This is a genomic window from Telmatobacter sp. DSM 110680, from assembly GCF_039994875.1.
In the GTDB taxonomy this organism is placed as follows: domain Bacteria; phylum Acidobacteriota; class Terriglobia; order Terriglobales; family Acidobacteriaceae; genus Telmatobacter.
The window spans coordinates 5,565,555-5,586,808 of the sequence record NZ_CP121196.1 but is presented as its reverse complement, the minus strand read 5'-3'; the positions used below and the strand labels follow the sequence as shown (position 1 = coordinate 5,586,808).

16 protein-coding genes are annotated in these 21,254 nt (G+C 55.2%); 8 read left to right on the top strand and 8 right to left on the bottom strand.

What is annotated here, in order from left to right; genetic code table 11:
- Positions 1 to 31: 31 nt before the first annotated feature.
- From P8935_RS23065 to P8935_RS23055, 3 genes are all read right to left on the bottom strand, one after another.
- Positions 32 to 3,253 carry a carboxypeptidase regulatory-like domain-containing protein gene (locus P8935_RS23065; protein WP_348262658.1) on the bottom strand — a complete coding sequence of 1,074 codons (3,222 nt, stop codon included), beginning with the start codon at positions 3,251 to 3,253 and terminating at the stop codon, positions 32 to 34.
- Positions 3,254 to 3,474: 221 nt separating this feature from the next.
- A complete protein-coding gene (locus P8935_RS23060) occupies positions 3,475 to 4,509 on the bottom strand; it encodes a hypothetical protein (RefSeq protein ID WP_348262657.1) in 1,035 nt (344 codons plus the stop codon).
- Between the two features lie 565 nt (positions 4,510 to 5,074).
- A complete protein-coding gene (locus P8935_RS23055) occupies positions 5,075 to 6,220 on the bottom strand; it encodes a kelch repeat-containing protein (protein WP_348262656.1) in 1,146 nt (381 codons plus the stop codon).
- A 232-nt stretch (positions 6,221 to 6,452) separates the two neighbouring features.
- Between P8935_RS23055 and P8935_RS23050 the strand changes: the two genes are divergently transcribed.
- Complete coding sequence (locus tag P8935_RS23050) at positions 6,453 to 8,318, top strand: tetratricopeptide repeat protein (protein WP_348262655.1); 1,866 nt, start codon at positions 6,453 to 6,455, stop codon at positions 8,316 to 8,318.
- Between the two features lie 227 nt (positions 8,319 to 8,545).
- On the opposite strand, the gene P8935_RS23045 is transcribed toward P8935_RS23050, so the two are convergent.
- Positions 8,546 to 9,586 carry a hypothetical protein gene (locus P8935_RS23045; RefSeq protein WP_348262654.1) on the bottom strand — a complete coding sequence of 347 codons (1,041 nt, stop codon included), beginning with the start codon at positions 9,584 to 9,586 and terminating at the stop codon, positions 8,546 to 8,548.
- A 495-nt stretch (positions 9,587 to 10,081) separates the two neighbouring features.
- Here P8935_RS23045 and P8935_RS23040 point away from each other — a divergent pair, with 495 nt between their 5' ends.
- Together P8935_RS23040 and P8935_RS23035 are read left to right on the top strand one after the other, a co-directional pair.
- On the top strand, positions 10,082 to 11,221 hold the full coding sequence (locus P8935_RS23040; protein WP_348262653.1) for a ScyD/ScyE family protein: 1,140 nt from the start codon (positions 10,082 to 10,084) through the stop codon (positions 11,219 to 11,221).
- A 377-nt stretch (positions 11,222 to 11,598) separates the two neighbouring features.
- Positions 11,599 to 13,026 (top strand): kelch repeat-containing protein, encoded by a 1,428-nt coding sequence (locus P8935_RS23035; RefSeq protein WP_348262652.1) that lies wholly within the window; start codon positions 11,599 to 11,601, stop codon positions 13,024 to 13,026.
- A 567-nt stretch (positions 13,027 to 13,593) separates the two neighbouring features.
- Here the strand turns inward: P8935_RS23035 and P8935_RS23030 are convergent.
- Positions 13,594 to 13,836 carry a hypothetical protein gene (locus tag P8935_RS23030; RefSeq protein WP_348262651.1) on the bottom strand — a complete coding sequence of 81 codons (243 nt, stop codon included), beginning with the start codon at positions 13,834 to 13,836 and terminating at the stop codon, positions 13,594 to 13,596.
- Positions 13,837 to 14,203: 367 nt separating this feature from the next.
- Positions 14,204 to 14,461 (bottom strand): hypothetical protein, encoded by a 258-nt coding sequence (locus P8935_RS23025; protein ID WP_348262618.1) that lies wholly within the window; start codon positions 14,459 to 14,461, stop codon positions 14,204 to 14,206.
- A 158-nt stretch (positions 14,462 to 14,619) separates the two neighbouring features.
- Here P8935_RS23025 and P8935_RS23020 point away from each other — a divergent pair, with 158 nt between their 5' ends.
- From P8935_RS23020 to P8935_RS23005, 4 genes are all read left to right on the top strand, one after another.
- Entirely contained in the window at positions 14,620 to 14,904 is a 285-nt protein-coding gene (locus P8935_RS23020; protein WP_348262619.1) for a helix-turn-helix transcriptional regulator, read from the top strand.
- An 85-nt stretch (positions 14,905 to 14,989) separates the two neighbouring features.
- A complete protein-coding gene (locus tag P8935_RS23015; RefSeq protein WP_348262620.1) occupies positions 14,990 to 15,184 on the top strand; it encodes a plasmid partition protein ParG in 195 nt (64 codons plus the stop codon).
- Entirely contained in the window at positions 15,181 to 15,780 is a 600-nt protein-coding gene (locus P8935_RS23010) for a recombinase family protein (protein ID WP_348262621.1), read from the top strand. Before P8935_RS23015 ends, P8935_RS23010 begins: the two co-directional genes overlap by 4 nt.
- Positions 15,777 to 16,043, top strand: coding sequence for a hypothetical protein (locus P8935_RS23005; RefSeq protein WP_348262622.1), 267 nt, complete (start codon positions 15,777 to 15,779; stop codon positions 16,041 to 16,043). The genes P8935_RS23010 and P8935_RS23005 overlap by 4 nt, the downstream gene beginning before the upstream one ends.
- A gap of 323 nt (positions 16,044 to 16,366) precedes the next feature.
- Here the strand turns inward: P8935_RS23005 and P8935_RS23000 are convergent, their stop codons facing one another.
- Entirely contained in the window at positions 16,367 to 18,385 is a 2,019-nt protein-coding gene (locus P8935_RS23000; RefSeq protein WP_348262650.1) for a winged helix-turn-helix domain-containing protein, read from the bottom strand.
- Between the two features lie 191 nt (positions 18,386 to 18,576).
- Between P8935_RS23000 and P8935_RS22995 the strand changes: the two genes are divergently transcribed.
- Complete coding sequence (locus tag P8935_RS22995; protein WP_348262649.1) at positions 18,577 to 19,875, top strand: vanadium-dependent haloperoxidase; 1,299 nt, start codon at positions 18,577 to 18,579, stop codon at positions 19,873 to 19,875.
- 461 nt (positions 19,876 to 20,336) lie between these two features.
- Here P8935_RS22995 and P8935_RS22990 read toward each other — a convergent pair whose 3' ends face one another.
- The gene (locus P8935_RS22990; protein WP_348262648.1) at positions 20,337 to 21,113 is read right to left on the bottom strand and encodes a hypothetical protein; all 777 of its coding nucleotides are present in this window, start codon (positions 21,111 to 21,113) and stop codon (positions 20,337 to 20,339) included.
- Positions 21,114 to 21,254: the final 141 nt, after the last annotated feature.

Genomic DNA, 21,254 nt, shown 5'->3' with positions numbered 1-21,254 from the left:
TTGCACTAAGGATTCAGGATCGCCTGCAAAACTAGTACGACATCCGGAGTACCATTTGAACGATACGTGGGGAGGCGGCCCCTGAGATCGTGCCAAAGCCCGGACTCGTCTTCGTGGTGTCTGGGTCGCTAAAATTCACATTATTAAAGGCATTGAAGGCATCGGCACGAATCTGAAGTGTCGCTCGGTTTGACAGAAAGAGAACCTTAAAAGCTGAGAGATCTGTAGAGACATACTTGGGACCAAATAGCATATCGAATCGCGCGTTTCCATATGGAGTGCCCGGAGGCGGCAACGCAAACGCATCCGCATTGAAAAACGCGGCGGTGGTCTCAACCCTGTTACGCCCTCTTGGCAAGTGCGGGTTTCCGACAACGTCTGGCCGGTCGTTATCGTTGCCATCAAAGTTGGTGTCGATACCGGATAACACATTGATCGGTTGCCCTGATCGTAGAGTCGTCATCCCGTTGACTTCCCAGCCACTCAACAGAACTTTTCCCAGGGATCCCAATTTGCGAGGATCCGGAACGACGAGGATATACGACGCGCCAAAGTTGATCGGAACATCGAGATCGAGCAAACCACGGGAGCTGCGCAGATCATATGCATTTGTCGGATCCCCGAATCCAACTAGTTTTGACCAAACCAAATTGGCCTCGAGTGAGAACCTGCGATTGAATCTGCGATGAATGACCGCCTGTAACGAATGATAGGAAGAGGTCCAAGCAGGTACCGCGATTGAGATGGTGCCATACGTGTAAATCGCAGGCGCTGGCTGATAAGGTCGACGAGCGTTTTCTCCAATGGTCGTGCCACACGTCGCCCCGGTGCATGTTGAGCTATATATCGGAGAATTTTCATCCAGGTCGCTGTAGATGTGTCGAGCTAAGTTCCCCGCATAATAGATCTCTGAACTCCATTTCGAACCGTATTGCTGTTGAACACCAATGCTGAACTGCTGAACGGACGGTATCTTACCGTCGCCGACGGGCAAGCCGGAGATAGTGGCACCGGAAAGGAAGACGGCGTTTGCGGGAGTCGGTGTGTAAGGAAAAGGATCTGGTGCGGGAAAGAACGGCGTCACCAGGCTGGGAGTTTGAGCTACCGTCACAGATCGTGAGAACGGCTGCTGCACCAGGTCGTTAAGAATCTGCTGCTGTATGGGTGAGTAGTAGAAGCCATATGCGCCTCGGACTGCAGTCGCTCCGTCGCCAAACAGATCGTATGCGAATCCAATTCGCGGTGCGAAGGTATTCCACGGAGTGCGTAGAACGCCATCGCGAATCCCAGGATCACCCGAGGTCACAAGTCCCAGTGGCGCAGATGGAAAGCGTGTGGATTGCACTCCCGCCACAAATGTTCCTGTATTATTCTGGCCAATATACGGAGGGTAGTATTCCCAGCGTAGGCCAAGGTTGAGTGTCAGCCGGTGGCTAACCCGCCAGTTCTCCTGGAGGAACAAGGAGGGATCCTGGGAATCACCGCGCAGAAAAACGCCGTTGTCTTGTGTTAACGAGTCCGCTTTGCCCTCGAGGAAATCAGCGAGTGCGTTACCCGTGAAAGATCCAGTGAAGGTGAATAGCCCGTTCGAAGCACCTGCTCCCGTGTTCGAAAAGCGATGCCGCATATAGGCGCCGCCCATTTTCACTTCATGACTTCGAAAAACCCAATTCAACGTATCGGAAAATCCAAGAGTCGACGATGCCGTGTTGTTGGGTCCGCCACCATTGGTTCCCATTTGCCAATAGCCGAGTATGTCGAAGTAAGGCGGCGCTGTGTAGTTAGAGCCCGCGGCAGCCTCGCTGCCAAGGTCACGCAACATATGGTGGTTGCCGTAGATGTTCATTCCGATGAAATGGTTGAGTGAATAGAAAATACGAGCCGAATTAACCTTGCTTGACGAGATACTCCAGACCTCATTCAGCACGCCGTTGTATTGTCCGCCGTAATTCTGAACGCCCGCATAGCTCAAAATCTGGTTGCCCGTTCTCTTGGGGTTGTTTGCTGTCCCTCGCGACTGGAAATACATTGCGGATAACTGGTGGCCCTCTCTGAGACGAAAGTCCGTCCGCACCATTGCCTGGTCCACATCTTCATCCGCATTCGCGAGTTGCTGAACGGGGTGGCCTAGATTACTTCCGGGAGACGAGTCGCCGACGGGAACAAACGTAAGCAAGTGTTGCGCAACGGGGTCGAGGAGATCTGGACAAATCACATACTGGACTCCCAAACATGAGACATTAGGCTGGAACGCAGCCGGGGTGGACCTGAAATCTCCTTGGCGTTCAAGGATTGTCGGAGTAACCAGAGATGAAGATGCTACTGTCGCTGGCTGCCTTGTTCTAAGCCCCTGGTAGGAAAAGAAGAAGAATTCCCGACCATGCATGAATGGCATGGGGCCACCTACATTCCCACCAAATTGGTTCTGGCGCAACGGGGTGACAGAGTCGAGAAACCAATTCTTCGCATTCAGAACATCGTTACGAAAATAGTCATAGGCAAGGGCGTGGAATTGGCTGGTCCCGGATCGAGTGATGGCATTGACAACCCCACCAGCAAGATGACCAAACTCCGCGTCGAAGCTCCCCGTCAGAACATGAACCTCCTGAAGTGAATCTGGGTTTGGAAGCAAATTGCCTCCCAGCTGAACGTCAGTGTTGTAACCGCCATCAAGATAGAAGGCCGTGTTTAAGGAGTACCCGTTGACAGTGATTTGCGTCGCTACCCGCGATCCCGTTGCTGCATCCGGAATATAGTTCGTGACGCCAGGGATGATTTGAAGGAGGTCGTATGCATTGCGGCCATTCAAGGGAAGCTCCTGCAGGCGCTTCTGATCCACCGTTTCGCCGATTTGTGATTCGCGCGTGTCGACGAGACTAGTGTGCGCCTCGACTGTCATGGTCTGTTGAGGCGAACCAACCTTCATAACAAAGCTGACGTGGACATTCTGGTTTGCATCGACACGTATGCCACCCTGTGTCTGAGCCTGGAAGTCAGTTGCAGACGCATAAACTTCATAATCGCCGGGCTCAAGAACCGGAAACTGATAGTTTCCCACCGAGTCGGTCTTGAGCGACTTCGATGCAGATGTGTGCAAGTCTGTCACGACCACTGCGGCGCCTGAGATAACCGCACCGGAATCGTCAGTGACCGTGCCGTAGATTGATCCACTTGTCTGTGCCAGAGCGCCCAGATTGACGAGCGCCAGAATCAGGACGCTGGACTTGCACAGTGATTGCCTCAAATTGACCATGTGTTGTGTCTCGGCCCGTTGATCATACGACAAAGAAAGCTGGAACAGTATTCCTTACCGCTGCGGGCGAGGCCGATAAGCGGCCACAGAAGGTGCCGACGGTCAATCATCAAAAGGCGCAGCCGGACTTGCAGGTTCTCTGCGACGGACGCTTCGGGAATTTCACTACCATCGCTGTAAAGAACTCCTTCCTCAGAACATCCCCGTACCCTGTGGTTGCCTTAATGCACGGCAATCCTCGAAGAATCGGCAGAAGTCCAACCAGCCAATGTGACCGTATTAGTCACACCGCCAGAGGACGAGGGCGAAAATTCAAATACAGTTGGAATTCCACCGTTCGTTCCGCCGCTGACATAGATGGTGCCGTCCGTGCTCACGCCGACGCCATTGTTGTAAAAGAACGGATACATTTCCGGCGACGTGAAAATTCGAGTTGGTGCAACATTGCCGTTGGCCGCATGGTCGAATTCAAAGACTCCGAATTCCCCTACTCCGGTTCCATCTATTCCCCCGCAGAGGCATAGTACATAAAGATTTCCGGCAGTATCAGTCGTCATGCCAGTGATGTAATTGCCGGAGCCAGATACGCGGGTCAATGGTCCCGAAATTGTCCTTGCCGGAACGACATAGCCCGTGTCCGTGGGCCCGAAGACCTCAATCGTTGAGTCATAAGTATTCTGTACGTACAGTTGGTCCGAACCGTCGACCGCGATGAACCCAGGGCTAAAGACAAAGATGTCTGCTTCGGTTGGTTCCGGACGTCCCAGGATGTTCCGGGAAGGGCTGGCGTTTCCGGTGGCGGTCGGGCTGAAAACTGCAACCCCACCGCTGCTCGAAACAAATATCTCGCCGGTTGAACTAGCCATTACGTCCTGAACGTTGCTCACTGCCGTACCGGGACCGACCGATAAGGAACGAATAGGAGGTCCGTTCAGGGCAGTGGCTAAGTATTCGTTAATGGCGGACCCCGTGAAGACGTAAACGTTCCCAGCCTCATCCACTGACACCTGCGCCCCCGGAATTTCCAGCGTCGCCTTGGTTGCTCCTTTGGCGGTTTGAGGAAAGACCAAAACGGATGAACCCACCACGTAGACACTTGGCTCGGTAACGCTGCTTGGCGTCGTCGATGATGGTGGATCGGGTGGATTCGTGACCGGAGGGTTGTTTGTGCCGGTTTGGATCTGATTGGAACCACAGCCCACCACAACGAACAGTGCACAAAGACAACTTCTAAAGGAGTATCGGATACGATGCATCTCTTTGTGCCTTCGTGAGAAATCTGGAGAGTTCAGACTGCGTTTACGGTCAAGAGTCAGAGACAGCACCCGATTTCGGACCTTCCGAACAGCCACCCTATTCGCTGAAGCGTGCTGGCAGCACTGTCCGTGTATTACGGACTATCAAACTTGAAAACCAAAGTGCAATGCTTCGAAAGTCCTATAAATATGAATTAAATGTCCCCTTGTCTTCTCTACGACTTACACGCATCCTCCAACCGTGGCCAGCGATCACCGAAGGTCGTTAATCGGGTCCGAAGTCATCACGCCTGACTTTCGCTGGATTCGACCTGGTGTGGCTTTAGGTGAACTTAGAAGGATCGGACATCTCCTTGGTCTTTAGGGTCAGCTTTTTGGGGACTGCGACCTGCTCGACCCGGCCTGGATCATTAGAGACTTGCGTCTCGTTGCAATGGCTATTCGGATATTGATGTGCAACGAGCACCGAACAGTCCACCACCCTGCCATTTTCGGCACAGCTTAGGTCGCCGTAGAAAAGTCGCAGTCGACTAGGATCGAGCGGCTGAAGGCCATGTCGATGAGATCAGTGGAAGATCTGTGCTCCTGCAGATACGACCGGTCCTTGCCCGCCCGTAATCAAAACACTTCCATCGGAGAGGAGGGTGGCAGTATGGGCGGCTAGGGGGTACAGCATCGCCGGGCCGGGACTGAAGGTTCCCTTTACCGGGTCGTAAATCTCTGTCGTTGCCGTGGGCGGAACATCGGCCTCCGCATCTACAAAGCCTCCCGCCATGAGGACGCTCCCGTCGGAAAGAAGAGTGGCCGTGTGAAACATCCGCGGTACCACCAGCGCTCCGGTAGTGGATAACCGCCCGGCGACAGGATCGAAAATTTCCGATGGTCCGACATACATGTCGGCATAATTAGCGGCTCCGCCTGTGATCAGAACTCTTCCGTCCGCCAGCAGGCTTACTGTGGCGTCCGATCCACCGAGCCGGGCGCCGTTGATGATCGTGAATGAATCGGCCTTCGGATCATAGAGTTCGACTGGTAGGTTACCTGACGTTGCTGCTACAAGTAGCACCTTGCCATTCAGTAACAGGAACGCGGAATGATTGGACCACGGGTAATTCATCTTCGCTGCCAAGGAGAACGTGCCAGACTTGGGATCGTATAGTTCGGCGGTGTCAGTAGCTTCTTCATTCGCCGTTATCCCTCCGGTTACGAGCACTCTGCCGTCCAGCAGCAAGGTAGACGCAAAGTATTTTCGCGGGACAATCATATTTCCAGTCGGTTGGAACAAGCCCGTCGCGGTCCTGAAGAGCTCCGCTGAAGCAGTGGCAACTGGTGTTTGCGAGTTCGGGTCGGTTACGCCTCCCGCAAACAGGACATCGCCATTCGAAAGACGTGTTGCGGTGTGGCCACCACGCGTTAATGTGCCCGCCGCCTGAAATGCGCCCTGAACGGGGTCGAAGATCTCGGCATGACTTTCGATCGTGGACAAACCATATCCGCCGGCAATTAAGACCCGCCGATCTGCCAGCAGCGTAGCAGTATGTCCCGAGCGCGCGTAGGCCATCGGGCCAGTCGCGCGGAAGGCATGCGCGCCAGGGTTGGAAACAGGGACAGGCTTCTGGAGTTGCGCGGGATTGCCACATCCGCATTCCAGTGACAGAAGGACCGTAGCCAGACATAGAGTTGATAACCCAGCGAGATTGCTGCCCGTCATAATACCTCCGAGACACTGGCATTCTTCTCTGAATGCTGAACAGATCGTGGAACGATTCGACCGAGCCGGACGCGTGCTTTGAGTTGCCCACGGTGCCCGGTGTAATTGTTCTCGTTCCGTGCTGTAATTCGAAATATCAACTCGACGCAGGATGCGCAATTCCTCCAATCTCCCAAGAAGGTGATTTAAATGTCCCCTTGTCTTCTCTGCGGCTTACAGGCATCCTCTTATCATGTCCCCGCCTTCGCCGACCGTGCTGAATAGATCCGAAGCGGTCAAAGCTGAGTTCGCTGATTTCGAGTTGAACCTAGCTTCGGGCGAGCTAAGCTGGGGCGGACATCTCGTTCGCCTGCAGGGCCAGCCTTTTCTGGTTCTTTGCGTTCTGCTTGACCACGCTCGGGAAGTGGTGACTCGCGAAGAGTTGCAACGTCAGCTCTGGCCGGATGACACTCTGGTGGACTTTGACCATGGCCTGAACAAAGCAATCGCAAAGTTGCGGGATGCGCTCGATGATTCCAAGACAACCGCGGCACTTATACAAACGCTTCCCCGTCGCGGATACCGGTTTACGGCTGAAGTGAGTTGGGTAGGTCCACGTGTTGCATCGCCAGCATTGGAAGCGCCGACCCTTTCGCCCAGCACGGTACCAATGCGGTATTGGGTTAGCGGTTCTGCGGTGCTCGCGCTTCTGTTGATGTTGGCATTATGGGCTAACCGAGCCGCGATCGCAGATTGGGTTCAGCGCCGGCCAACGGTCCGATCTGTTGCGGTACTTCCCCTGACCAACCTATCGAACGACCCGCAGCAGGATTATCTAGCCGACGGAATCACTGAAGACCTGACTACGGATCTCTCCTATGCAAAGTCGCTGCGAGTTATCCCGCTCATTTCGACCAAAACATTCAAGGGTTCACTATTACCGGTTCCGCAAATTGCTGAGAAGTTAAATGTGGACGCTCTGATCGTAGGAACGGTGCTCCGCACAAACGACACTATCCGGATCAACATTCATCTCGTGACCGCCAAGCCAGAGAGACAATTATGGGCGGCCTCCTACGAACGCAACATCCGTGAATCAGCACAGTTGCAGAACCAGATAGTAGCTGACGCCGTAGCTCAGATCAGAACGCAACTCACCCCTGAGGAACAAGACCGGCTCAAGCTCGAGAGCCGGGTTGACCCGGAGGCCTACGACGAATATTTACGTGCCCGATTTTTCCTCAGCCAGGAGACACAACAGAAAGACAAAGCGATCCCGCATTTGGAACACGCAATCCAGCTCGACCCAAATTTCTCGGCGGCTTATGCTGCTCTTGGGGAGGCTTGGGGACTTGAGGGCGTGTGGGGCGATATAAGCAATCGTGAGGCGTCAGCAAGAGCCTTGAAATACTCCGAGCAAGCAGTGAGTCTGGATCCCACCTCATCGGACACCTGCACTTCTCTGGGACATTCGCTGATGCAGGCCCATCGATGGAATGACGGAGAAACGGCGTTACGACGAGCCATCCAAATAGATCCTAACAATTTTCGGGCTATCGAGTATCTCTCCGTCCTTTTGTCGCAAAAGGCCCGCACCGACGAGAGCGTCGCGCTCGCTCGCAAAGCGGCGTTAGCCAACCCTGTTGCAGTCGACATGCAGCGCATCTATGGCTTGGTGCTCTTACGTGCGCGCAGATACGATGAGGCAATCACACAACTCGAAAGTGCTATTCACCTGGACCCAAGTCATCTGGCGACCTACGGCACACTTGCAAGCGCGCTTGTACAGAAAGGTCGCTATCACGAGGCTGAGGACGCCCTCAGAAAAGGGGAAGTGGTTGATCCAGGAATGTGGGCGTGGCTCTATATCCGGGAGGGTAACTCTTCTGCGGCACGCCAACTTCTGAAAGAGAACCCATCTCTAGTTAGTCCCCATGCTGCAGTGGCACGCTATCTACTCGGAGAACAGGAAGCCGGACTCACTCAGCTTGACTACCTTGCAAATGTGCAGTGGTCAACAAAAACATATAACTTCAGGAACGATCCCATATTCGACCCATTGCGCAATGACCCGCGTTTCACCGCAATCGTGAAGAAAACTGGCCTCCTGGATAATTGAGCGCCCTCCCGCGCACATACCTGTTTTGTTAAATCTTGCAGCTATTCAACACGCGTTCATCTCTGTATTCGTGATCAAACCACTGTCGGAAGGCACCGTCGGACATACGAGTACTGTTAGGCCAGTGAAGGCTTTGAAAGGTTTTCGGTTGTCGAGCAGTCCTGTCTCCCGCCTTTAAGATTTGGCGGCGATGGGGAGATGGGAATTCCCATCGAAGGCGCGTTCCGCTAAAAGACCGCAATTGTTCCGTCAAAGTCATAGCATGGTGGTTCTTGTCCTGCAAGCACTCTTAAGGGATCTGTGGTTCCCGAGGCATCCGCTGCAAACACAAACACGGCTCCGCAGTATCCCTCGTTTGCTCTTACGTAGATCAGACCTGACGAATCCACAGCCACACCGAGAATGCCATCAAAGTTCCACATCGAAGGCGAGCTCACAAAGCGTAGTGGCACAGCATCGCCATTGGCACCAGCGGCAAACTCCAGCACGCCGTGCGGATTAAGCGTCAGCGTCACATAGAGATTTCCCTGTGCGTCGGTTGTCATCCCTCCTAGTCCCGCCAGCTGTGTATGCGATCCACTGATCACCCTTGACGGAACCACGAGCCCAGTGTCACCCGGCCCGAAGACCGCGATCGACAATCCGTTTTGCACATACAGGTTATCCTTGCCATCCACAGCCATGATGCCGGGCGTGACAGGAGTGTTCCCTCCGCCATCCCATTGAATGTAGCGAACCGGTGCGTCAGCCCCAGTCGCCGAGGCGCTGAACACAGCCACGCCTTTACCGTCATTAACGAAAATCTCTCCCTCCGGACTCACCGCCATGTTCTGCACGTTTGCGATCTTATTCCCGGGTCCAACAGGCAGTGACCGTATATGCGACGCACCACCCACTGCATTCGAAGGGTAGACATCAATGCTCGAGGGATAATATCCGCAGCCATAGGGGAAGTGAAAGGCAAGCAGATAAACATTTCCTTGTCCGTCCACCGCAGGTAGACAGCCCTCCAGCGATGCATAAGGGGGGGCCGTCCCGCTATCGGTCGCTTTATAGACCTGCGTGGGTCCCCATCCGTTTGTTCCGACAATAACGCTTGGTCGGCTAAGGCTGACCCCAACGGAATAGGACGGCGGAGGAGGAGATGGTTGAGGGGAAGATGGGTTCGTTGTTGTTCCGGTCGAGGTCGGCCTGAACTGACTGCACCCCGTCACCAGAGCCATCACACAGACACTTAACAATAGGTTGCGAGGATCCGTACACTTCATGGTCGATTCCCTCTCCTTCGTAGCCTGCAATTGCACGCCTATCCCTGGGCATGAAAGCTCTCACCCATGCATCGTTTCAGGCTCCTCCCCTGAGTACAATGAGCGACCCACCCGTGCAATTCTCCCAACCTCCTCAATTTGTGACTTATTTATTCCCTTGTGTTTTTTGCTTCCGCAGCTGCTCTTGTCGAATCCGAGTGCACAGTGCATGTCGATTCATGGACTCGGCAGGAGATTCATTACTCATGCGTCGAATTCACTTGAGCGTGAAACGTGGAAGTCGTCGCCCTCTGACTGCCTCAGGCTGCAAGTGAAGTCCGTGATCTCGTCGGTTTGCCCGAACAAATTATTCCCAGATATTTGTTGTAAGTTGCACAAAAGGATGAAGGATATTTTGTTCACATTTTGAGGATGCATAGGGAATTGCCACGTTCGCTCCGCAATGGGAAGCTCCGGTTGATGTCCTGAGTCGAACCATCAAACGGAGGCCTCAACGTGAAAAACTTGTCCCCACTCCCACAACTGCTCCTTACCGTCGTCCTGGCACTCGCCCCTGCGGCTATTGCTCAACTACCCATCTCAGCTAGCAGCGGCACGCTCCTTGCCAGCGGCCTGAATGATCCACGAGGATTAACATTCGGGCCTGACGGTTCGCTTTACATTGCCGAGGCAGGTACGGGCGGCACCACATCTACGGTGGGAAGCTGCACGCAAATCCCCCCGCCAGTCGGGCCTGATAATGGAGGCCCCAGCGCTCGAATTTCGAAGCTGACACGCAATGGCAAACTCTCTGTGCTCGCTACGGGCTTCCCCTCATTTTTGGCACAGCAGGGCGACATTATCGGCGTCGCCGATGTTGCTTTTCTGAACGACAAACTATATGCCCTCGTCGGCGGGGGCGGGTGCTCCCACGGAAACACCTCTCAGCCAAACGGCATCGTCAAGGTGAACCTGAATAACGGCAAATGGGACTACATCACAAATCTGAGCCAGTTCTATATGGCACATCCCGCTGCCTATCCAAACGCCGGCGACTTTGAACCCGATGGAGTTCCTTACTGCCTCATCGCCGACGGCGACAAACTACTCGCGGTGGAACCCAACCACGGAACCATCACTGCGACGACAGTCGACGGTGAGACGAAGGAGATTGTAGATTTTTCATTTCTCTTTGGGCATGTTGTGCCGACATCGATTGTCGCCCATGACGGGAATCTGTACATCGGCAACCTCGGCCTTTTCCCGATCGCGTCGCAATGGGAACGCGTGACCACACTGTCCAGGGATCATGGTTTATTTGAAACCCTGCCTGGACTCTCCACTCATCCGCCGGATCGAGGCAGGTTCAAGGTCGCCGGCTCTCGCGCAGGATTCACGACGATTGTCAGTCTGAAAGTGGGGCCTGACGGTCTGCTCTATGCCCTGGAGCTTTCCGATACGCCAGGAGGATTTCCGAATCCAGGCGACGGAAAAGTAGTGCGGATCAACGCGGACGGCAACATCGAGACGGTGATCACCGGATTGAGTTTGCCGGGAGGCATGACGTTTGGGCCGGACGACGCACTGTTTGTTTCCAACGCCGGAGATCTTGGACCCGGGATGGGAGAGATCCTTCGTTTCGATATTCCAAGGTAAGCATTCTGTTTCGTTATCAGCGGTTTGGCGGCAAGTGTCCAGACCGCTGATAGGTAATCTTACTGGCCCTCGGAACGTTTTCCAAGTGAGCAACATTCAGTAGGTCCCGAAAACACGGATCGCTTCGGATGGCATCGGGGAGAGGATCGATGGGAAGTGAGCGACTTCCGGGGTTGATTCGTGTTTTGGCCTTTCAAATAAGAATTGTCAGCGATAAGGCTGAGGCTGAGTTGCTTATCGAAGGCGTCAGCCGCCAGAAGATCGCTATAGTTCCGTCGATATCGTAGGCGGGCAGTCTCTTCCAATCTGTCTCAACGGAGTTGTTATACCCTCTGCATTCGCAGCAAAATGTACGTCGACTGTATCTGGAGGCCGCAATGAAAAGACTTAATATTCTCGAGGTTCCAACTTCATATCACTACTCACTTCTAGTCGTTCTATTAGTGAGTGGATGCAGTCAGTCTCATTCTCCAGCGCCTCCTCCCCCGGCGTCCACGTCGGGGTCAGTGACTATCTACCCACCGTCTTTGTCGCTCAGACACGGCGACAGTTGGAGCTTTACCGCTACAGTCTCCCCGGCCGATACACCGTTGATCTGGAAAGTTCAAGAGGGCTCGTCGGGCGGATCAGTCAATGATGCCGGGTTTTACATTGCACCCGCCGCAGAAGGTGTCTATCACGTCATTGCAACCTCCCAAAGTGACCCCTCGAAGAGTGCGACGGCTACGGTTAATGTTGGCAATTCCGGATTTAATTTGACGGGTAATTTAGGACATGCGCGTAACGGCCATACGGCAACTCTGCTTCCCAATGGAAAGGTCTACATCGCCGGGGGAGGCATCGACTCAACGGACCCCAACATAGAGGATGGCGTGACCATTGTGGATACCGATGAGCTATTCGATTTGACCACGGGCATCTCTCAGGCAGCGGGGGAGGTCGCGCGAGCATTTCATACCGCGACTGTTCTGCAGAATGGCGATGTCTTGTTCACTGGGGGTATTGTCGATGACACCGCGGCGCAAGGTCTCATTCTGACCAAAACCGCCGAGATTCTTAACGGCATTAGCGGGTCATTGCAGCCTACAGGGAGCATGGCCCTAGCACGCTATTATCACACCGCTACTCGATTGCAAGACGGCAGAGTACTCATCACTGGAGGGTGGGCCCGGTCTGCGACAGACTTTACCGTCACGAATTCGGCCGAGATCTACGATCCGTCATCGGGAAGTTTCTCCCGGGTAGGCGATATGGCAGCGGCAAGAGACCGACCTTCAGCAACTCTCCTTGCCAGTGGAAAGGTGCTGGTCACCGGAGGAGGTGTGGCAGCGGCTGAGCTCTTTGATCCGGCAACCAACTCGTTCACGCCAGCAGGCAGCACCGCCTCGAGATGGGTCGGCGATGCAACGTTACTTGCCGATGGCCGAGTTCTGGTTTCTGGCGAAGCCGACTCGGACCTCTCGTCTCCGATTGCTTCCGAACTTTATGACCCAACGACCGGGAAATTTACACCTACGGGTACTATGGCGACCGTTCGTTTTGGATACACTTCTACCCAATTGCCTGACGGTACTGTCTTAATCGCCGGCGGTGCAATGCCGGTCCCAGCGTCGCCCGGCACCTACTCCCAGTCTCCCTTGAGCACGACCGAAATCTACAATCCTAAAACCGGCACCTTCAGTCCCGGGCCAATGATGAGGCAGGGGCGATTCGGACATACCGCAACCTTGTTGCCAGATGGAAGTATTTTCATCGCGGGAGGCAGGGACGGAAGTGTCCTTGCGAGCACGGAGTTGTACCGTTAAGTGTGTGGCTAGACCAGCCATCAAGATTGGCATCTAAAAATGCCGAGAGCTATCAGCAAACTTCGACTCAGTCCAACTCGCTCTTCCCGATCTTGAAACCAGAGGATTAAGGAATTGTGATGTTCAAACATTGCGACGACCGCAATGAAATTGCATCCATCGCCTCAACCCACGAGTGAGTAGAAGCTCGGCGTTCAGATTGGTCGAATAGCCCCTGGAGAATTTCAGCCCCGAGGCTCTCACAGAACCGTGCAAATGGATAACAGGTATCACTTGCTCGATTTGACAGTGTACGGAAGCCAGGAAAAACACGAGGGCTCGCGACACGGCTGGCCGCAGGCGTACGCTGCCGGTGAGTTGACAACCGACGGTTGTCCCCGGTGGTCCCGATGATTTGACGGACGAAAAGTGAACTCAGGAACCCGATCCATATCTCATTTTTCGCAGCGCGAGCCGTCGATGTCGTGTACTGCGCCATGCTCTCATGGAGCTGTTCAGTGTCTCGGCACCTGGACGTAAAACCGGCTACTCGGATAAGTGGACTCAGAAACCAAGTTGTCGCGGAAATCAGAGTGATGGTTCCCCGAGAACGAGGAAGTTGTCCATGAAGAGTTGGTTGAATGCCCCGCGGTCAAAACCGCGGGCTGGTGGAAAGATGCGGAAGGGGTAAGAGAGGCGAGAGGTCCCGGCGCGCAGATGATCCTTATAGGACCGCGTGATCAGTTCAATGCCCGGCGCGAGGACAGCGATCTGGTGAGGCGACAAACGAAATCGAACCGCAGCATTGATCGGAGCCACATTTTTACTCATGGAAACGGAGAGGCTATCAGAGCGATGGGCAAAGGGATTGTGATCCCCGTCGCCGGACAAAGCAAAGTGGATCTGATCGTGATCCGGCAAACATTATGGACAAGCAGGCAAGACGGACTAGAGACGTTGGCGCGGAAATGATGGGAAGAGCCCGGATGGAGACGGCCGAATGGCGCAGTTTTCAGCTATGCCGGAGTGATGTGGCGCAGTTTTGGATGTGGTGAGCGAGGCTGGCCGGCGCCGGTGCGTAATCCGCGGGCAACTAGGATGCTGCAAGCGGTTTATATATATGTAGATACGCGAATATTCTCCGCGTTTACGGTAGTTCTTTTCGATGGTTCTAAAACAGGCCAAAGGACAAAAATTCCTAGTCCGGATGCAGAATCGGATTGTGTTTCCACTTCTCTGCTTCTGATCCGTAGAGTGCAGCATCTTCAGCGTGGCTCTTGTGAAGAATGCTCCAGTGGGGACGCCATTCCTTGATTCGAGCGCCTTCAAATGCGGTCGATCCTACTTCCCACCAGCGGCCGGAGCGGACTGGTACCAGTTCTTCACCGGAATAGATGTCGCGAAGCTCGTTGCCTTTCTTGCGAGATCCGATCATGCCGGGTACGAATGGCAGCATCAGTGCCAGTCCAATGGCAGCTCCTTTACCGGGTGTACCCAGGTTCTTCCATGTCCAGGATCATAGCTTTGGTGATCGCTCATATAAGCACATACTTATTATGTAGTTCAAATCCGACGCATCCTTGACAAAGGGGCGCAATCAGGAGTAAGGAGTATATGAGTATGACAATTAACAATCAAGAAGACTTCCACCGGGTGCAGCAGCTGGTCTGGGGCAAGCTGTTCGGAATCTTTATTCAGAAGGGCCGCGAGAAGAGGGGCTGCACGGTCGAGGAAGTAGCCCATCTAGCTGGTATGGGGCCATCTGAATGGCTGGCTGTGGAAGCCGGCCGCATTCCAGAGAGTGCGGCACAGTTACGCTTAATGGCCGCCGCCCTCCAGTTCAGCAAGGTGCAATTAGCCACGATTATCCAGATCTGCCGGGCTGCCTGGAAGGCATAGCCCTACTCTGCCGCCGGCCTCTGGACCAGCCGGGGTACTGGCGACGGGTACTCACAATCCCATATGCTCACCTCAGAGGAAGGAGGTGAGACCGATCAAAACCAAGGAAGGAATAGGGTTAAAACGCTTGAACGTAAATATTACTGAAGAGCTTCACCGCCGCTTCAAGTCCGCAACCGCAGCGCAAGGCCTCGAGATGACCGATCTGATTCTGGAATGGATCCAGAAGTATGTCGACAAGAATGGACTTGTCGCTCCGAAGAAGGGACGGCGCGCATGAAGCGCGCCGCGCTCTACACGCGCGTCAGCAGCTGCGATCAGCATCCCGAAACCCAGGTACTGGATCTACGCCAGATGGCGGTTCAGCGCGACTATGAGATCGTTGCCGAGTACACCGACAAGATCAGTGGCACGAAGGCCAAGCGGCCGGGGCTTGACCAGATGATGGCCGATGCCCGCCGCGGCCGGTTCGACGTCCTCCTGGTCTGGGCTTCGGACAGAATCGCCCGGTCGGTGAAGCACTTCCTGGATGTGCTCGATGAACTCAATCGGATCGGAGTCGAGTTCGTTAGCTTCCGGGAAAACCTCGACACAGGCGGCCCGCTGGGCCGCGCGATAGTGGTCATCATCGGCGCCATCGCTGAGTTGGAACGCTCGCTGATCGTCGAAAGAGTGCGCGCCGGCATGAGGCGCGCTCGGCTCGAAGGCCAACGAATCGGCCGAGCGCCGCTGGTACTGGACAACCTCGCTATCCGACAAGACCGTCAGCGTGGCCTGAGTCTTCGCCAGATCGCCAAAGGCCACAGCGTCTCGACTGCCACTATCCAACGTGAGCTCCGCAAGCATGCTACAACACCAGGAGAGCATGCCGCATGATCGAGCAATCAGCAGACTTCATCCCGGTATGGATGCTCCTATCGGCGGCCTTCGGCTTCATCGCCGGCGAGGCCTACGGCGGCCCGACCCGTCTCCGGAAATATCTTGAGCAGGCCAATGCAGATCTTCGCGATCAACTCCAAAACGCGCTGTCCCGCACACCAGACCTGCAACATGCAATCGCTCAACAACGCCGCGTCATCAATGACATCCACAGGCGTATCGTTGCTGTGACAAAAGGCCTCGAAAAACGCGCCTCCTAAACCCCACAAAACAAATGGCCGGATCTCGTCGATCCGGCCGTCTCAAAAGGTATAGGTTAAGAAACGCTACTCAACACTAGCCCGCCTCTCTCATTAGAAATCTTGTTGCTCCATCAAACAGCCTGCTCCGCTGTTGATCAAGTAGTTATTTCCGGGTTGGCGGTGACTCGCCCGGAACTTAGGCTAAGCCACAGAAGACGCTCGAGAAGCCGAATTGAAAGGTACGAATCTAGGTCAGTGAGCACATCGCCGATCGAGACACTCATTCACCGCCCGTCTACCGCGAACATGCTGGGGGGTTCTCTAAGACAGCCGTAGCTGAGTCAAGGCAGGCCTACGCGCCCGAGCAGTTCCTGAAAACGCGCATCGGAACGATAGCGGTCAAAAATCGGGTCTACGGCGAGATACCCCATCCAGACAGCATGATCGCCCCATGCGGCCTCCAGCCACGTGAATGTCTCCCGATCCATCTTCAGCGCTGCGAAAATCTGAGCCAGGGCATACGGCGAGACGTAACGCTTCTTCGCGTTCGCTTCCAATTCGTGTGCGATTTGGAGTGCTTCGCGATTCCGGCCTGCAGCCGCTAGGGCGATCGCAACCTGGGCCGTATACAGTGGGCTGTCTCCAGACAAACTCGCCGCCCTTTTCAGCTCGTTCACTGCTTCGTTGTGCATGCCTACCTGCACATAGTCCTCTCCGAGAACAAGGTGCGCAGCTGCAAAATTCGGGTCCATCTCAACAGAATCGCGATTCTGCTGGATTGCGGCGAAATAGTTGCGCGCCATGTAGTAGCGAAGTCCTACCCATGTACTGATCGTCAGGTTCAGAGGATCGAGCGCCAAAGCATGTCGCGCCTCCGCAAGTGCCTGGTCATGGCGGCCCCTGATCGAAAGATAGTCTCCATACCAGTGATGCGCGTTCGCGTATTGAGGATCCAGTTCCAGGGCGCGCCTGAACTCGGCTTCTGCTCCGGCCCACTCCCATCGATGGCTCAGCACCAGTCCCAGCGAGGCGTGGGCTTCAGCCGATTCCGGATCGATTTCAATTGCCTTGCGAGCGGCTGCGTAAGCTTTCGGGAGCGAGTCCGCCGGGGCCTTGAACCCGTGCCACGCGAGTCCGCTGTTGCAGTCGGCCAGCCCGGAATAAGCCGCGGAGAAGGTTGGATCGCGGTCAATCGCCTGCTGAAAGTATTGCTCCGCCTTTGCTATGCTGTCTCCGGTTCGCTTGTTCCAGTAGTAGCGGCCTTTCAGATACTCCACGTATGCTTCGGGCACGGTCTGCCGCGAACTTGCCAAACGCCTCTTCTGGTCTTCGGCCAGAACAATGTGAATCTCGTTTGCGATGCTCCTCACCACGGAGTCTTGCACGGCAAGCACATCTTTTAGCTCGCGGTCGTAACTCTCGGTCCAGACGTCCGTCTGTTTTTTGGCATCGATCAATTCAACTGTGATGCGTACGCGGTCCGGCGAACCTCGAACACTGCCTTGAACAAGATAGTCGGCGTTCAGTTCTCGACCGATCTCCTTCGCAGTCTGTTTGCTGTCTTTGTACTTCGCGATGGAACTGCGAGCGATGACTATTAATCGATCCCTGTTCAGCTTTCCGATCTGGGAGATCATCTCCTCAGTCAACCCGTCGCTGAAGAATTCCTGGTCAGCGTCTCCGCTCAGATTGTCGAACGGCAGTACTGCCAGCACTGTCTTGGGCTGGGAAGCGACGGCCACTCTCGCTCGCCAGCGCCACCATGCGGGGAGCGCCACGAGACCAAGAAGCGCCAGCGCAGCCATGCCAACCAGAAGCCACGTGCGAGAACGACGATGCCCTAGTACTGGCGCGCCTTCGGCGATTGGGAACTCTGCCGCTGCCGGCTCTGGTTCGTCGCCCACGTGCAGCCCATTGTCTTGCCGACCATCCGCGGGCTCCAAAATAGCTCTCTGAGCGTCTGTGCGAGCAACTGGTCCTTCAAGTCCGATCAACTCAGCGGAGCCTTCTTCTCCTGGAGAAACAACAGGCGCGATGAACCTATATCCCCGTCCGGTTACGGTCTGTATGAATCTCGGCTGCTCGGGGTCGTCTTTCAGAACTTGTCGAATCTTGCGGATTGCGCCCCGGATGCTGTTGTCCGTGTCCAGAAAGACATCGGTTCCCCATACCCTGGCCACGATTTCCTCTCGAGTCACAATCTCGCCCGGGTGCTCGAGCAGCAGAAGAAGAATGTCCAGGGGGATGCGCTCCAGCTTCAGCACACGCCCGCCGCGGCGCAGCCTGCGAGGCCGAAGATCGAGCTCGAAGTCTTCGCCGAAGAGGATAGATTCCTGGAGTCCAACCGGCTGGGAGGGCATGCGCCGCCTTCCGAAGTGCCACGATCTTACACCAATTCCACAACGTGGGTTCAAGAGCCGCCAATGCTTGCGCTTAGCGCGACACAAAACATAATGTCCCGACATGCGCTTCGGTATGGACAACCATGCCCTCTACCGGAAGAATGACGCTCATCACTGACCAAGAGGCAGTGAGAATTCGGGGAGGCACAATGAAGAGGATGTATCGTGGCGCGGGGAAGAGGACTTTTGGTCTGTGCATGCTGATGGCGACTCTGCTGTTCGAGCCTGCCGTGACAAAAGCCGATTCCGTCCTGGACTGGAACGTAATTGCGGTAGACACAGCCGTTGCGAACGGCCAGAACCCGTTCGCCCAGGCACGGTTTGCAGCGATTGTGCAGGTCGCTGTCTTTGAAGCCGTCAACGCTATCACCGGCGACTATCGACCGTATCTTGGGAGTATTGTCGCGCCCCACGGCGCCTCAGCCGACGCAGCAGCTGTCCAGGCCAGCTATCGGGTGCTCAGAACCTACTTCCCGGCGAGCGCTTCGAATCTCGACGCAGCCCTCGCGAACTCGCTGGCTTTGATACCGGACGGCCAGGCCAAGATTGACGGCATAGCAACGGGCGATGCCGCAGCCATGGCACTGATCGCTCTTCGCGCCAACGACGGGTCGTCGCCTGCGCAGTTCAAGACACCCGGTCCGCCTGTTCCCGGCGAATGGCAGGCCACGCCGAGTTGTCCAAAGGTGAATGGAATCGCCTCCGGAATCGCATTTCAATGGCAGAACGTAACCCCGTTCGGTATCCGGAGCGCGAAGGAGTTTCTCCTCGGTCCTCCGCCAGCGCTTGCGAGTAACAAATACGCGAAGACGTACAACGAGGTGATGACAGTGGGAAGCCTCGACAGCACCGAGAGGCCACCAGATCGGTCAGATGTCGCGACCTACTACGCGGCAACCTCACCAACTCAGGCATTCAACCAGGCCGCAAGGCAGATCGCGCAGGAACAGCGTCGTACGCTGTCTGAGAATGCCCGAGCTCTGGCCGTGATCAACATGGCGATCAACGACAGCCTGGTCGCAGCGTTCTTCAATAAATACAACTACAACTTCTGGCGCCCCGAAACCGCGATCCGTGCGGGTGACACGGACAGCAACCGGAAAACCGACCCCGATCCGGACTGGCTGCCCTTTATCGTCACCCCCTGTTTCCCGAGTTATCCCTCAAACCACGGCAGCGCAGCCAATGCAGCAGCGGCGGTCATGAGACGTCTCTACGGCGAAGCTGGACATTCGATGACGCTGTCAAACCCCGCCGTGCCCACCATCGTCCTGCAATACACCTCGTTCAGGCAGATTACCGACGACATCAGCGACGCTCGTGTTTACGGCGGGATCCATTTTCGAACCGACCAGGACGCAGGAGCGCTGCTGGGGCTCATTGTCGGCAAAGCAGTCTACAAGCACAACCTGCGTCCGGTGCAGGATGATGACCGCGACGATGACTGAGTGATCAGGTCGAAAACGATTCGCCATTTGTGTTACAAGGTACGGCGATTGTGCGGTCACGTTACCCGCAGACGAGGCCGCACACGTTCTCTGTCCGGAAGTTGACTACTGAGTCTGGACGACGCATTCGGGAAAACTACAGGTTAGCGCCCCAAGTTGTGCTCTCAATTCGCCCTAACAGGGCTAAATCGCTCATTGAGGTCATTCTCCGAGTCGTGGTTGGATTGTGGACAACTCGTCAGTATGCCTTTCCTTCGCCTTCCCGGCACTGGCCTGTCGACGGGCATGCATAGGTAGGGGAAGAGTAGGCGGTGATTCGCTCGAAACTATCTGAGCTTAGTGGGTATGAATTGGATTGATGAAGGCACATTGCCGCTCGGCGCGTGTTTCGCACCTCTAAAACCGAACTGGAAGCACCCCACTCTACGGGGTGCGCCCAGTAAACTCCTAGTTCGGCCTGGTCAATTCTTGTGAAGGACAACTGACATTGTAGAAGGCGACGGTGCAGGGGTAATGTCTGTCTCTGTGATGGTCGAACCATCGTCACTAAGCACGAAAGTGTTATCACGTCGAACCTTCCCGTCATCCCCTTTGTAGGTCACTTTCAGCGTATGAGGATCGGCGAGTTTCACGGACATTGATCCTCCACCAGGGAATTTGGTGTCACTACCGTCAAGCTTGCAGGTTAGCGGCTTTGGGCTATCCGTCTCCTTGAAGTCCACGGAATCGCCGTTGACTGCAATCGAGAGAACCCCGCTGTCTTGGGACGAGGAGAACCTGACCTCTCGCCATTCCCCGGCCGGTCCCGGGCCGCCTGACACCCGTTCCGAGATCGTCGTCATCGTGTACGGTTCTCCGTCCGCTGGGAAGAATTGGGATTCGCTGGTTCGGGTCTTGCCATTGTCCGAGATGGAAATTGTCGTCTTCCGCGTCGGCTTGCCATTCTTGCTAGCAGCGATTGCGTATCCAGAATCAGACTTGGTGCAAGTCAATACGGTGTCGTTCGTCGATTTCTGTTCCTTCCCGTCGCACACAACCTTGGGTTGCACCTCGCCTCCGCGCGTAACGGTGAAACCGTCTGCGTCGGCAGCCACCGAAAAGGTTGCTCCCTCGTATTTGAGCGAGGAAGGGTCGAGCTTCCATGAGCCGTTCCAAGGATTTGACTGCGCTATGCACGCCGGACTCAATGCAAGCAAAGACATCACGGCACAAACGCTTAGGCTGAGGCGTTTCATCATTGTTCCCCTTTTTGAGAGATTTAAGAAGCCGTGAATAAGAAGGAAATTCTATGGAGGGGTAGAAACTCGACGGACAGCAGGCCGATTATCATTTCCCGAACTTGCGGTGTCAAGGCATTGCATTTATTTTGCCCGCTACCG

Coding starts and splice junctions, on each gene's coding strand:
- P8935_RS22995 (WP_348262649.1), top strand. CDS start 18,577: ATGAAGAGGATGTATCGTGGCGCGGGGAAGAGGACTTTTGGTCTGTGC.
- P8935_RS23060 (WP_348262657.1), bottom strand. CDS start 4,509: ATGCATCGTATCCGATACTCCTTTAGAAGTTGTCTTTGTGCACTGTTC.
- P8935_RS23010 (WP_348262621.1), top strand. CDS start 15,181: ATGAAGCGCGCCGCGCTCTACACGCGCGTCAGCAGCTGCGATCAGCAT.
- P8935_RS23045 (WP_348262654.1), bottom strand. CDS start 9,586: ATGAAGTGTACGGATCCTCGCAACCTATTGTTAAGTGTCTGTGTGATG.
- P8935_RS23035 (WP_348262652.1), top strand. CDS start 11,599: ATGAAAAGACTTAATATTCTCGAGGTTCCAACTTCATATCACTACTCA.
- P8935_RS23000 (WP_348262650.1), bottom strand. CDS start 18,385: ATGCCCTCCCAGCCGGTTGGACTCCAGGAATCTATCCTCTTCGGCGAA.
- P8935_RS23055 (WP_348262656.1), bottom strand. CDS start 6,220: ATGACGGGCAGCAATCTCGCTGGGTTATCAACTCTATGTCTGGCTACG.
- P8935_RS23050 (WP_348262655.1), top strand. CDS start 6,453: ATGTCCCCGCCTTCGCCGACCGTGCTGAATAGATCCGAAGCGGTCAAA.
- P8935_RS23065 (WP_348262658.1), bottom strand. CDS start 3,253: ATGGTCAATTTGAGGCAATCACTGTGCAAGTCCAGCGTCCTGATTCTG.
- P8935_RS23030 (WP_348262651.1), bottom strand. CDS start 13,836: ATGAGTAAAAATGTGGCTCCGATCAATGCTGCGGTTCGATTTCGTTTG.
- P8935_RS23005 (WP_348262622.1), top strand. CDS start 15,777: ATGATCGAGCAATCAGCAGACTTCATCCCGGTATGGATGCTCCTATCG.
- P8935_RS23025 (WP_348262618.1), bottom strand. CDS start 14,461: ATGCTGCCATTCGTACCCGGCATGATCGGATCTCGCAAGAAAGGCAAC.
- P8935_RS22990 (WP_348262648.1), bottom strand. CDS start 21,113: ATGATGAAACGCCTCAGCCTAAGCGTTTGTGCCGTGATGTCTTTGCTT.
- P8935_RS23020 (WP_348262619.1), top strand. CDS start 14,620: ATGAGTATGACAATTAACAATCAAGAAGACTTCCACCGGGTGCAGCAG.